The following is a 13269-nucleotide window of genomic DNA, read 5'->3' on the forward strand; positions in this document are numbered from 1 at the left end:
CGGTTTTTGGTGTTAACAATCGTATCAGATTCAATGGAAAATTTCATGAGATAGGTTTTAATAATGAGCAAATAATAATACGTAAGAGTGTTTTTATCATCTAGCAATAGTATGAATTTAATGTAATTTCATTGTAAAAGTTATGTTAATTCAACCTTGGAAAAAGTGAAAAGTGCTATTTTAAACTATATGTGGACAAGTAAAGAGATAACCAAGGAGGGAAAACATGAGACGAATCATGTATGTAAGTTTAATCGTACTACTCATATTTTCAAATTTGATCCCACTTCAACAAATTCGTGCTGAAGATAGTTTCGATGAGGCTACTAGCATTGAGAGGGAATTTGAAGATGAAGCTTTACTGGGAGTTATAGAAGCTAAAATAAAGTCTATGGGGTATGCTCAATTATCGTATGAAGCGTTATCAGAGATGAAGCAGCTTACAAAGGTTAGAAATGAAGGAATTGAAAGCTTAAAAGGTATCGAGCTTTTAACCAATTTGACTGAGCTAGAAATGCGCTCAAATAACATCTCTGATTTAGCGCCTCTTTCAACGCTAACGAAATTGGAGTTAATAGATTTAAGAGGAAATAACCTTTCCTCACTTGAAGGAATACAGACGTTAACTAATTTGCTCGAGCTAGATATTCGTGATAACGACATGACTGATTTGCAGCCATTAGAAAATGTAGTTCAGTTACAAGTGTTAAGTGCAAGAGACAATCAAATTTCTGATCTAACGTCGCTAGCGAACTTGGCGAATTTAGTTGAGCTGAACCTACATTCAAATAACGTGAGCGAGTTAACACCTTTAATGAACGTATCGAAAATAGAAAGGCTAATTGTAAGAGGTAACGCGATAACCGATATTTCGCCGTTGCAATATTTAGTCGAGCTTGAAGATCTGAATATTCGCGATAATGACATTACCGATATTAGCCCGTTACGGGATTTAGAGAAGCTACGAGTTCGGTTAAATCTCGACGGTAATCCGATCATTGATTTCTCACCTATTGCTCACTATTATTATGAGATTGAAGATGTTGATTTTACTTTACCTTTGCCGTCAGAGCCGGATGAAGAAGAGCTTGATGGAGAAGCAGCAGAAATTCACCTATTATTTGAAGATAAGGTTTTGTTTCATGTGATAAATGAAGTGGTTAAGTCGAATGGTCACTCCCAATTATCGTATGAAGCATTGAAGGACGTGGAGACGTTAGCAAATGCTAGGAACTTACGTATAGAAAGCTTAAAAGGGATTGAGTTGTTAACTAATTTGAAAGAGCTAGACATGCGTTCAAATAACATCTCTGATTTAACACCCCTTTCTTCGTTAACGAAATTAGAATCAATTGATTTAAGAGAAAATAATATTTCTTCTCTTGAGGGGATTGAATCATTATCGAATTTGATTGAGCTTGATGTACGATCGAACTCAATTGTGTCATTAGAACCTGTAAGACCGTTAGTATCACTTGAAGTTCTTGATATTCGCGATAATAGTGTTACTGATATTAAGCCTTTAGAAGGCTTAGTTCAATTAAAAGAATTAAGTGCTAGAAATAATGGCATTTCCGATTTGACGCCATTAACAAACCTTACAGAGCTAACGGACCTTAACTTACATTCAAACCGAGTTAGCGATCTAACACCGTTAGCAAACTTAATGAAAATAGAAAGACTTGTATTAAGAAGAAACGACATTATTGATCTTTCGCCTTTACAACATTTAGTCGTTCTAGAAGATTTGAATATTCGTGATAATCATATTACGGATATTCGTTCATTACGAGATTTGAAACACTTACGAGTACGCCTAAACCTTGACGGAAACTCAATAAATGACTTTTCTCCAATTGCTCATTATTATGATGAAATTGAAGATGTTGATTTTGTTATACCTGGTCAAACAACGATTGATCTAGAGGCATTAAACCCGCTAGTTGGAAAAGATAGGATCGAAACAATTAAGAACGAAATCATTCGGTCAAATGAGCATATTGATGATCATAGTGTGAAAAATAGCAAGCTTGAAGGGTTAGCAGCAAGTCCTTTCGCTTTTTATCGAGGGACGGCAGCCTTATTTTTCCTTGATGTAAAAAATCATGTTGTAAACATTCCAGAAAATTGGTCAGCCTTAAGTAAAGCAAATACGTGGGTCACAGGTGATCTGCATGTTGAGAACATCGGTTTTTATGGTAATCGAAATAAGGAAGCTATTTTTGAATTAAATGATTTTGATGAAGCTGGAATTGCGCCTTTTTACTTTGATTTGTTGAACTATGGAACAAGCCTCTATCTTCTTAATGACTCTGCGCCGAATTTACAGTTAAGTGCTGAGGAGATTGTTGGGGTCGTTGAAGCATATGGCTACTATTATCGGCAGGCGCTAGCGAATGCTGCCGATGGGTCCGTCAATGTTCAAGAGTATTATTTTACAGCAGATCAGCTAGATGGATTTATGGGGGAGTTTGCAAAAGAAGTGAGTAATGAGCCCTTGAATAATCAATTAACGACTTGGACAACGATGCAGGCTGGCAGCCGTATGTTCGATTTAACAAATAATCGTCTTACGGAAGTAACAGTAGATGAATGGGAGGAGCTAGTACGCCATTGGGACTCTTATGTTGACCAACTAGATGAAGAGATCATTGAAATGGTTGGGAAAGACTATTTCACGATTAAAGACATTGCACGTAGAGTCAATGCGGGGTTAGGTAGCTTAGGTTATGATCGTTTTTATGTTTTAATCGAAGGTGAAACGGAATTAGCAGAAGACGATATTATTTTAGATATTAAGGCACAAGGGCCGTCAGCTGTTGAATTATCTGGTTTATTTGATCGGTCTGCATTCCCTACACATGCTAGTCGAACAATTAGTGGGGTACGCGCATTACACAATTTCCCTGATATTCATTGGGGAACGTTAGAAACGGATAACCAGTCATTTTTAGTTAAAGAACGTTCTCCTTATAAAGATGAAGTAGGTCCAACAGACTTTAATGGAATAGAAGACCTTAATCATTTTGTAAAAGCGAGTGCAGAAGTAACAGCATATGCACATAGTCGTGCGGCCATTGAATTAGGGAATGAATCATTTGCAACAGATCTAATGCATTCTTTTAATACAGAGGTTCAGTCATTTGATGAGGAGTTGGCTGCGACAACATTGAATTATTACGCTCAAGTCGTTAAGGATCACCAATTATATGTGACACTATATAATGAACAAGTATTTGATGAACCGGAAGAAAAAGAAGAAGAGCCGGAAGAGGGTAATAACGCAGAAGCTGGGAACGAAGAAGATAACAATAGCGGAGGCAAAGCGGGAAAGAACACTAACACAGAAGCTGGAAGCGACGAAAATAACAATAATGAAGAAAAGATAGAGAATGGTAACGAGCAGAGCGATCTGAAGGCTGATCGTCAGTTACCACAAACCGCAACGTCTATGTTTACTTACTTATTAATGGGAGTCTCGTTGTCTGTATTCGGAGGGATTCTCTTTATCAAATATCGTAGAAAAAAGCTCTTAACCATCCAATGAATTAGTTGAAAAATACATTAAAAATTTAAAATCCATGTTTCACTATAAGCTTTACTAGTGGAACATGGATTTTTAAAGCCAGTGAGCCATAATCTGTTGATATCGAAAAGGGAGCTTCTAAACAATATCTAGAGAGTGAATATGAGGTACAATGTGTTATTTCTAACCTGTTCCTCATCATTTTTAATGAGTAAGTCTTAGAGGTGAACAGTATTTGATTGCGATTTTGGGTCAGCCTTCCTGTAGCTTCCTCTCCATAATTCGATAGAGATCCATACGCAGCCAATTGCAACTAATATTCCATGAGTCACTCTTAAAGGCTGGTCAAAGAAAAACTGTGGGAGATATAGAATCATGCCTAATGTAAGTGGAATGCCGCTTATTTTCTGATATTTGTCTGATTTCCATATGGAGATCGTTAGTAAAACGGACGCAATAGCGACAAGTAAGAGTCCGATAACAAATAGTATGAGACCTACTCCAGATCGAACGATGTCCGCTTGACTAATTAAATCGGCGGACTGTTGATTGATGGCTTCTAGACCAATAGCGTAAAGGCCAAACGTTTCACCACCATAAAACGGCAAGGTGAGACCTACCCCTACTAAGCAAAGTACGAATGCCCAATAAGTAAGTGGTTTCTGTAAGGAGTGTAGAAGTCCATAAAAACCGAGCGGAAGTAGTGTGAAGGCGACCATGGCTAGAATATGAGATACTAGCCATTCAGTAGAAGCGAATGCAGCTGCACCTTGCAAAGATGCTTCATCTGAAAACGGACGTATGGCCGGATATAGGATGAATAATACACCTGAAATCATGAGTGAAATAGCACTTAAATAAACATGAAGATTTTTTATGGGCATTGCCATACGAATTTCCCCTTTCTTGAAATGAAAGAAAATACATGAATGGAAAGTTAGAATTAAAAATGAAACGAATAGTTAGCAATTTAATTTTACTTTAACAATGTTTATCGCTATTACTTTTTATGTAAATATTTCATAAATTTTTAATATAAATAGGTTACTAATGATATAGTTGATGACAATTGAAGGGGAAATGAATAGATAATTCTCACCTACATCTATGGGTGTGATGATCATTTTGTTTTCACTCTGAAATAGCAGGGCACTCGTTTTTGAGTGTCCTTTTTGCTTGTTTCATAATTAAAGGAAATGGTAATAAAAATGAAACATAGATTGACCATTTAACTTCAATTTAGATGCACCACGTAGAACCGCAACCTATGTACGTTTTTAAACATGGTCAGTAAACTACTAATAGGATAGGTTCTACTTAGTAGCAAGAGAGTAGATCATTGAAGCTACTCTCTTTATGAAGTTCCAAGTATTTATGTAGACGTAAAAGAATTACATCATCAGCTCACATAAAGGGTGCTAGCAACAATGTCTGTCTTACTCTCAATCCAAGTTCTCTTTAGGTTTTTCTGTATGCTTTCTATTTTTAACCTCAGTGAATATGTTATCTGACGCGTCTATTCGAGTTTGTGATGCTCCATTCTGGGGAGTAGAGTGAGTCATTTCGATTAGAGATTTTAGCATTTGAATGTCCTCTTTAGTAGCGTATTGTTTTTCGGGCTTTAGCATATAGCCTAACTGACCGTTTGATTCTATTGTAGCCCATTGTAAATCAGTAAAATGCTGAATACTTTGTTGTCTCATTCGTACTTCGAGCATATCAACCGTTAGCCGCAACTTTTTTAAATTGCTTTCATTAACTTGTCCGTTTTCGATTACGATAAGTGACTTTCCGTAAATTAACGTCTCTAGAGTATCGGATTTCAAAACGATATATTCAATAAAAAGAAGAGTCATCACCATTAAAACTGTAATCACCATTGTAATCCAAATGTTCCTGTCACCAAGAGGCTGGATAATTAGTGATCCAACAGCTATCATCATAACAGTCTGAGCAACCGTTAGCTGTGAAATTGATTTTCTGCCAGCTAACCGCAAAATTAGAACTCCTCCAAAGACGACGACAACCGCTTTCCATATGAAGTGTAAATCCAAAAACAACCCCTCCTTTCAAATAATGTATTTATGCTGTAAAACAAATAGGTGCTGACGCTATTGTTTTGTTTTTATTGTGGATGATAACCTTCACTTTATTCTCTGCTCCTAAAAGATATCCGTTGTCTAATGGCATTTTTATTAAAGCTTTTTCTTTTATTCACGGTTTCAATCGTTTCTGCGTGAGGGATATTATATAACCTGCTTTTAGGTTCCTAATTTTTTTGAACAAGCGATATGCCGTTATTTCACGAAAATAGATCTAAGGACATTGACTTTAATCTCAAATGTTTTGCCTTAATAGTTAATTTAGAATTTTAAATTGACAATAGGAAAAAAACATTCTATAATTCTTTATATATTCAACGTTGAATAAACAAAGGGGAATTCACTTTGACTAAATTATTAGTATTAGCAATGCTCAGCATTAAGCCAATGTCTGGATACGAAATCAAATCCATGCTTGAATTGAATGACGCACAACGGTGGGCTGGTGTGCTGCCAGGATCGATCTATAATGCACTAAAAAAATTAGAAAAAGATCGCTATATTGAAATTGAGAGTCTCGAAAATAATGGACATAGACAAAAGGCAATCTACAAAATAACAGCCTTTGGCGAGGATTATCAGAAGCAACTAGCTTTGGACTGTCTTGGAAATGCCAAAGTAAACTATCCGACTGATTTGTATTCGGGTATTTCCTTTGCTCACCAACTACCAAAAGAAAAAACAATAGAACAACTGAAAAAGAATAAAGATCAATTATATCTTGAATTACAAGCTGTTAAAACGGGATTTGAAGCAAAGGAAAGGGCGCTTCAAGGTGATATTCCGCAACTTACGATTATCGTTTTTGAGCATATGTTTGAGATGATTGAATCACAAATAAAGGTAATAGATCGAGCTTTGGAAATCATTGAAGGTTAATAAAAAATGTTAAGCCATTTGTAGTGGCTTTCATTTTTAGTTGAATAGTCAAAGTTGAGTATACAAAGGAGAGTATAGGTTATGAAGCTTATTGAGTTGAAACATATTGAGAAACGTTTTAAAGGAAGAAAAATCATTAAGGATATCAATTTTTCTATCCATTCAAATGAAGTTGTAGCACTGGTTGGAACAAATGGAGCTGGCAAAACGACTACTATCAGGATGATTTTAGGTATTACTAGCCCTGATCATGGAGAGGTATTTCGCTGGACAAAAGACTTTAATAAAAAAGTGGGTGTTCAGCTTCAAGCTACTCCTTTTTTTGAAGGGTTTAATGTAGAAGATAATTTGAAACTATTTTCTACATTTTATCAAGCACCATTAACGAATGAAGAATTGGATGCCATTTTAACAAAGTATCAGCTGTTAGATGCAAAAAGGACCAATGCCTCTAAGCTGTCTTTAGGACAACAAAAACGGTTGGCCATTAGCATTACAACTTTACACAATCCAGATTTTGTGATATTAGATGAGCCTTCTGCTGGTCTCGATCCAAGTGGACAACGTGAAGTACAGAACATGATTCATCGTTTAAAGCAACAAGGCAAAAGTATCTTATTTTCCTCCCATGATATGTTAGAGGTCAAGAATACAGCTGATCGAGTATTGGTTATGGACGATGGTAGACTTTTGGAAAATGGAAAACCGTTAGAACTACTAGGGAAATATGATGCAACAGACTTAGAGGAACTATTTTATATCTTGACAAGGAAGGAGAATCCATATGTTTAATATTACCCGTATTACACTATATAAAAATATGAAAGATGCTTATTTATTATTTTGGTCAATCTTTCTTCCACTCGCTGTTTTATTCGGGTTGAATTATTTTAATATTGATGTATCAATGAATACTCTGCTTGGAGTTTTAAGTATTAGTATTTTTTTCTACTGTTGTATAACGAATTCCTTTTCAGTTTATTCACAACGGAAAAGAGGGGTCTTTGATTTATTAAAGATCACACCATTCTCATTATGGAAGTATCTTTCTGCTATAACGTTTAGTCAAACAATCATTGCCTGCTCAGTTTCAATTGTTTTATTATTCGTAGAGAATAGCCTGTTCCATTTCAATATGTCAGCCTTAAGTATTTTTCTTTTCATTCCGCTATTTTGGGTAGGTTCCGCTATTTTCACATTGTTAGGATTTGCACTTTCGAGTTTGCCAAAAAATGAAGGACAATTAAGTATCACCACAAACTTAATTATGCTTCCTCTTATATTGTGTAGCAGCATTTTTTTTAATATTGCAGGAGCTCCTAAGATTGTACAATGGATAAGCTGGGTCAACCCATTTGAATGGTTGCAAAGAGGTTATCGAGCTGCTTTAGAAATGGACCTAAGCTTTTGGGCTCTTTCTATACTGATACTTTTCGCGATGCTGTCTATGTTTCTCTTTGTCGCTAAAGTAAGCTTCCGTAATAACGAAAAGTAAGAAGTGGGCTGAATTTATTACTATGAGTTAGAAGGGTGTGTTAAAACTCTATAAATGTAAAACGTAATTTCGCCATCGGTTAAACGTTGGTAAAGCAGACTTCCAGTTTCTTTTTGCATTGACAGTGAAATAAAGTGGTTACTATAATTAATGTATGAAGATGCCAATTATATCTACCAAACTATCTATTCCGCCAATTCGATCTAAAATTGTTGCTCGTCCTCGGCTACTTGAACAGTTGAACGAGGGGATGCACCACAAGCTTACCATCATATCTGCTGGTGCCGGTTTCGGTAAAACGACACTTGTGAGTCAATGGCTCACTAGCTGCGAGCAGCCGGTTACGTGGCTATCACTGGAGGAAGGAGATAATGATCTTGCTCGCTTTCTTACATACCTCTTTGTTGCTTTACGGAAGATTGAAGCGAATATTGGAGAAGGTGTTATTGGTTTACTTCAATCCTCACAATTGCCTCCAATAGATTCAATTCTAGGCTCGTTGATTAATGATGTTTCTTCCGTTCAAAGCGATTTCATTCTTGTCCTTGATGATTACCATATGATCGATGCACATCCGATTGGTCACGCCATTGAATTTCTACTTGACCATATGCCACCACAGATGCATCTGGTTCTCACCACTCGTGAAGAGCCTCGTCTATCTATAGCGCGGTTACGTGCCCGGGGTCAATTGACAGAAGTGCGCACAGTAGATTTGCGGTTCACCTCCTATGAAGCTGCCGAATTTCTCAACCGTGTGATGGGTTTAAATCTTTCCGCAGAAGAGATCGCCTTGCTTGAATCTCGAACTGAAGGATGGATTGCTGGTCTACAATTAGCCGCCCTGTCTATGCAGGATCATAAAGACGTCAGCGACTTCATCCAATCCTTCACAGGTAGCCATCATTTTGTATTAGATTATTTAGTTGAAGAAGTGTTGCAACAGCAACCTAAATACATTCAGGCGTTCTTGCTACACACATCCATTCTGGAAAGGTTGTGCGGCCCTCTTTGTGATGCTGTTCTTGGAAGGAAAGACGAAGAACGCATAACGTCTCCAGGTCAAGAAGTCCTAGAAAGACTCGAAAACGCTAACCTGTTCATCATCGCTCTAGACAATGAGAGGCGTTGGTATCGATATCACCACTTATTTGTTGATGTGCTAAGACGACTGCGTCATTCGTCTATAGCGGATGAGAAGAGAAGCATGGCTCAACTACATATACTTGCGAGCATATGGTATGAAGACAATTGCTTTGAGCTTGAGGCTTTTCACCATGCCGTTGCTGCTAATGATGTGAACCGAGCGGCTCACTTAATAGAGGGAGGAGAGATACCTCTACTCTTCAGTGGGGCGGTGACACCTGTACAAAGATGGCTTGATTCATTGCCAATGAAGGAACTGGATGTAAGGCCGTCCTTGTGGGTGATGTATGCCTCTGCATTGCTGTCGGTTGGTCAAATGGCTGGTGTCGAACAAAAGCTGGTATTTGCCGAAAATGCTTTGCAAGGTGTTGAGCAAGACGATAAAACTCTCGATCTTATCGGACATATTGCCTCCATAAGGGCGACGTTGGCTGTAAGTAAGCATCAGACAGAAACGATTCTTGACGAGTCACGTCGGGCTTTAGAGTATTTGCATCCGGATAATTTGCCTGTTCGGACAGCGACGACTTGGACGATGGGATATGCTTATCAACTTCAAGGAGATCGTGCAGCAGCTAGAAAGGCCTATATTGAGGCATTATCGATCAGTCAGAACATTGGACATGTGATTATCACCATTATGACTACGCTCGGTCTGGGGAGCATTCATGAAGGAGATAATCAGCTGTATGAGGCGGCTGAGACTTATCGACATGCTCTAAAATTAGCTGGGGACCCTGCGATGCCGGTAGCATGCGAAGCACACCTAGGTTTAGCACGTATATATTATGAATGGAATGATCTCGATAACGCTGAAAAGCATGGACAGCGAGCGGTTCAATTGGCACGGCAATTTGAAAACACCGACAGATCGGTAGCTAGTGAGGTGTTTCTCGCTCGGTTAAAGTTTGTCCAAGGAAATGATACTAGTGCAATGGCAATATTGGATAAAGCTGAACAGCTAGCATGGATACATAACTTTACCTATCAAATTCCAGAGATTGTTGCTACTAGGATTCAGATACTTCTTAGGCAAGGTCAGCTTGACAGATCGGCACAGCTAGTTACGAAATATGAACACTCCATAAGTCAAACACGGGTTCATCTTGCGCAAGGAAACGCATTCTCCGCCCTGACCATATTAGAGTCGCTACTCCAGCAGGCAGAAGAGAAAGGTTGGAATGACGAAAGAATGAAACTAATGGCTTTGCAAGCTCTTGCTTACCGAGCCAAGGGAGAACGGGACAAAGCTATTCAGGTTTTAGGTGAAATCCTTGCCATGGCAAAGCCGGGCGGTTATATCCGAATGTTTATTGACGAGGGATTATCGATGGAATCGTTATTAACTGAAGGTGCTATTCAAGGAATGATGCCGGATTATACACAGAAATTGAAGCTTGCATTTGAAATGGAGCGAAAAATTAGACAAGGGGGCGACACGCCTAACCACCCACTTATCGAGCCTTTGAGTGAACGAGAGTTACAAGTGCTGCAGCTTATTGCTGAAGGTCATTCGAATCTAGATATAAGTAAAATCCTCTTTCTCGCTCTTGACACGGTGAAAGGACATAACCGCAGAATATATGGCAAATTGCAAGTACAAAGACGAACGGAAGCGGTTGCCCGTGCCCGCGAATACGGCTTGCTGTAAATATACACGAAAGTGTCTATCTAATATCGATACAATGGCGCTATACTTTTTTCCATATGGAACAAGTGAAGCCTAAGATAGATCAGCGTACGGTCAATGGTCACCTACGGACCGAGTAAAAAGGTTGGTTCGACGCGATGACCTGCACAGTTGAAGCAAACGGTGCTACACTGTTAATCAGTTTGGTAGCTGATCAGCTAGGTATACTCTTGATTTCAGTCAATCGTGTGAAGGTGCACAATTTATTGAATAGGAGGAAGCTGTCCAATGAAAGCCATTCAAGGGAATAGCGTGATTACGGTGACAAAGGAGAATAAAAAATGAAAACCTACAGAATGACCGCAGTGATAGTAGGTATCCTCTATATCATCGGAACTTTATCAGGAATTTTAAGTGTTGCTGTTACTAGGGATTTGTTTGCTGGAGAAGATTTTTTAACCAAAATTGCCGAAAACCAATCTCAGCTTAATTTAGGCGCATTAATGATTCTTATTATGGGGCTGTCATTAGCGGCGATGCCTGTTTTTCTGTATCCGCTTTTCAAAAGAAAGAATCAGGCTCTAGCCTTAGGTATGGTTGTTTTTCGAGGGCCATTAGAGGGAAGCACATATATTTTAGTCGTAGTTGGTTGGTTATGGTTAGGTGTATTCAGCAAAGAATTTCTGGCAGCTGGAGCAGAGTCAGTTCCTCTGCAGGTTGTTGGTAACGTGTTTCTTCAGACTAAGAATATTGTTACACCCGTCTTGACGATTGTCTTTATCATTGGGGCCATGCTGTTATATACTCTTTTCTATCTTACTAAGCTTATCCCTCGTTGGTTATCCGGGTGGGGGTTAATCGCAGCCGTTTTCTATGTGACTGTTGACTTAGTGATATTGCTTGGATTCAACCTTCACTTGGATGTGTTGTATATTCCTTTGGCTGTGCAGGAAATGGTCATGGCCCTTTGGTTGATTAGCAAAGGCTTTAATCAAGTGGAGCTTGATCGGCTTTTGACCGAGCGGAACAGTGTATAATCAAATGGCTATTAAAGGGGTGTGTAATGATGAAACCTGATAGAAAAACGGCTATAATTATTGGAATGTTACTAATATTCAGTTTTATATTTGGGGTATTTAGTTCTGTTCCAGCGTTAGAACGTCCAGATTACCTTGAAACATTGCCACAAATCGAAACTCAGGTTTTGGTTGCAACCATTTTCCAAGCTGCAATGGCCGTAGTATATGTCAGTATCACCGTGTTATTATATCCCCTACTTGAAACATACAATAAAAAATTAGCGGTCGGATACTTCGGTTTTAGGATTATCGGAGCTGGGTTTCTATTTGTTGGAATAGCTTCCCTACTCCTTTTATTATCGTTGAGCCAGAGTTTTGCTACATCTAGTCAAGCTAACACATCGTATTTTGAAATAATAGCTGAAATGTTAAGGCAAGGGAGAGATATCCTCAATCATATAGGAATGATATTGCCATGGAGCATTGGAGGAGTTATTCTCTATTATTGCTTCTTTCATATGAGATTGATTCCAAGATGGTTATCAATATGGGGTATGATCGGTTCTTTCTTTACTCTTTTAGCTACGCTACTGTTGATGCTAAATATCATCCAATTAGTGAGCCCGTTCTATTTTATATTAAATGCACCTGTAGCCTTTTGTGAGATGATTCTAGCTATCATGTTAATAGTTAGAGGGTTTCATTCTATTGAAATAAAAACGAATGAAAATGAGGTTAGAATATGAGAGTACTCGTTCTTGGAGCAAGCGGTGCGACCGGTACACTAGTCGTCCACCAATTAATGAAAAGGCAAATCAAAGCTAGGGTTCTTATTAGAAAAAGTGCCATTTTTCCTAAGGAACTGCGAAACCATCCATTAGTGGAAATTGTGATGGGAAATGTCAATGAATTAAATGATTACGAGATGAACGCCCTTCTACATGGTTGCGATGTCTTAATTTCCTGCCTCGGTCATAATATGACGCTCAAAGGGGTCTTTGGTAAACCGCGTTATTTAGTGTTTGATGCGATAAAAAAAATGAGTGAGATAGTCAAAAATAAGGATGACAAAGAAGTAAAACTCATTCTAATGGGTACAACCGGTTATACAAATACGTTATCAGGAGAGAAAAATTCAATATGGGAAACAATTATCCATTTCTTACTAAAGCTTTTGGTTCCTCCTCATCGAGATAACATGAAGGTAGCCCATTATTTGATGAACGAAATTGGAAAACAATATGAAAAGGTGGAATGGGTTGTCGTACGGCCTGATACATTAGTCAACCATGATGAGGAAAGTTCATATGAGGTTTTCGAATCTCCTATAAGAAGTCCGTTATTCGATGCTGGTAAAACGAGTAGAATCAATGTTAGTCATTTTATAGCTGAACTTGTGGTAAAAGACGAAGTATGGGACGATTGGCGATTTAAGACGCCGGTCATTTATAATCAATAATACGAGATGTGAC

At 38.2% G+C, this 13269-nt stretch carries 10 protein-coding genes; 8 read left to right on the plus strand and 2 right to left on the minus strand.

Going from position 1 to position 13269, the window contains the following annotated elements:
• Window positions 1-226 precede the first annotated feature (226 nt).
• On the plus strand, window positions 227-3547 hold the full coding sequence (locus tag MW695_RS00385) for a DUF2252 family protein (RefSeq protein WP_247101502.1): 3321 nt from the start codon (window positions 227-229) through the stop codon (window positions 3545-3547).
• Between the two features lie 197 nt (window positions 3548-3744).
• Here MW695_RS00385 and MW695_RS00390 read toward each other — a convergent pair whose 3' ends face one another.
• Together MW695_RS00390 and MW695_RS00395 are read right to left on the minus strand one after the other, a co-directional pair.
• Complete coding sequence (locus MW695_RS00390) at window positions 3745-4416, minus strand: hypothetical protein (RefSeq protein WP_247101504.1); 672 nt, start codon at window positions 4414-4416, stop codon at window positions 3745-3747.
• Window positions 4417-4968: 552 nt separating this feature from the next.
• Window positions 4969-5580 carry a DUF421 domain-containing protein gene (locus MW695_RS00395; protein WP_247101506.1) on the minus strand — a complete coding sequence of 204 codons (612 nt, stop codon included), beginning with the start codon at window positions 5578-5580 and terminating at the stop codon, window positions 4969-4971.
• 393 nt (window positions 5581-5973) lie between these two features.
• Between MW695_RS00395 and MW695_RS00400 the strand changes: the two genes are divergently transcribed.
• The 7 genes from MW695_RS00400 (at window position 5974) to MW695_RS00430 (ending at window position 13256) form a co-directional block, all read left to right on the plus strand.
• Entirely contained in the window at window positions 5974-6507 is a 534-nt protein-coding gene (locus tag MW695_RS00400) for a PadR family transcriptional regulator (protein ID WP_247101510.1), read from the plus strand.
• Window positions 6508-6588: 81 nt separating this feature from the next.
• Window positions 6589-7299: an ABC transporter ATP-binding protein gene (locus MW695_RS00405; RefSeq protein ID WP_247101513.1), complete on the plus strand. Its 711-nt coding sequence runs from the start codon at window positions 6589-6591 to the stop codon at window positions 7297-7299.
• Window positions 7292-8002, plus strand: coding sequence for an ABC transporter permease (locus tag MW695_RS00410; protein WP_247101516.1), 711 nt, complete (start codon window positions 7292-7294; stop codon window positions 8000-8002). Before MW695_RS00405 ends, MW695_RS00410 begins: the two co-directional genes overlap by 8 nt.
• Before the next feature lie 154 nt (window positions 8003-8156).
• Complete coding sequence (locus MW695_RS00415) at window positions 8157-10799, plus strand: winged helix-turn-helix domain-containing protein (RefSeq protein ID WP_247101519.1); 2643 nt, start codon at window positions 8157-8159, stop codon at window positions 10797-10799.
• A gap of 320 nt (window positions 10800-11119) precedes the next feature.
• A complete protein-coding gene (locus MW695_RS00420; protein ID WP_247101522.1) occupies window positions 11120-11815 on the plus strand; it encodes a DUF4386 domain-containing protein in 696 nt (231 codons plus the stop codon).
• A 29-nt stretch (window positions 11816-11844) separates the two neighbouring features.
• Complete coding sequence (locus MW695_RS00425) at window positions 11845-12543, plus strand: DUF4386 domain-containing protein (RefSeq protein ID WP_247101525.1); 699 nt, start codon at window positions 11845-11847, stop codon at window positions 12541-12543.
• Window positions 12540-13256, plus strand: coding sequence for an NAD(P)H-binding protein (locus MW695_RS00430; RefSeq protein ID WP_247101528.1), 717 nt, complete (start codon window positions 12540-12542; stop codon window positions 13254-13256). Before MW695_RS00425 ends, MW695_RS00430 begins: the two co-directional genes overlap by 4 nt.
• Window positions 13257-13269: the final 13 nt, after the last annotated feature.

Origin of the sequence: Halalkalibacter sp. APA_J-10(15) (assembly GCF_023017105.1) — a bacterium.
Lineage (GTDB): Bacteria > Bacillota > Bacilli > Bacillales > Bacillaceae_D > Halalkalibacter.

What these genes read in the sequence shown, in the direction of transcription:
- MW695_RS00420 (WP_247101522.1), top strand. Translation starts at nt 11,120, where the DNA reads ATGAAAACCTACAGAATGACCGCAGTGATAGTAGGTATCCTCTATATC.
- MW695_RS00425 (WP_247101525.1), top strand. Translation starts at nt 11,845, where the DNA reads ATGAAACCTGATAGAAAAACGGCTATAATTATTGGAATGTTACTAATA.
- MW695_RS00385 (WP_247101502.1), top strand. Translation starts at nt 227, where the DNA reads ATGAGACGAATCATGTATGTAAGTTTAATCGTACTACTCATATTTTCA.
- MW695_RS00390 (WP_247101504.1), bottom strand. Translation starts at nt 4,416, where the DNA reads ATGGCAATGCCCATAAAAAATCTTCATGTTTATTTAAGTGCTATTTCA.
- MW695_RS00415 (WP_247101519.1), top strand. Translation starts at nt 8,157, where the DNA reads ATGAAGATGCCAATTATATCTACCAAACTATCTATTCCGCCAATTCGA.
- MW695_RS00430 (WP_247101528.1), top strand. Translation starts at nt 12,540, where the DNA reads ATGAGAGTACTCGTTCTTGGAGCAAGCGGTGCGACCGGTACACTAGTC.
- MW695_RS00405 (WP_247101513.1), top strand. Translation starts at nt 6,589, where the DNA reads ATGAAGCTTATTGAGTTGAAACATATTGAGAAACGTTTTAAAGGAAGA.
- MW695_RS00410 (WP_247101516.1), top strand. Translation starts at nt 7,292, where the DNA reads ATGTTTAATATTACCCGTATTACACTATATAAAAATATGAAAGATGCT.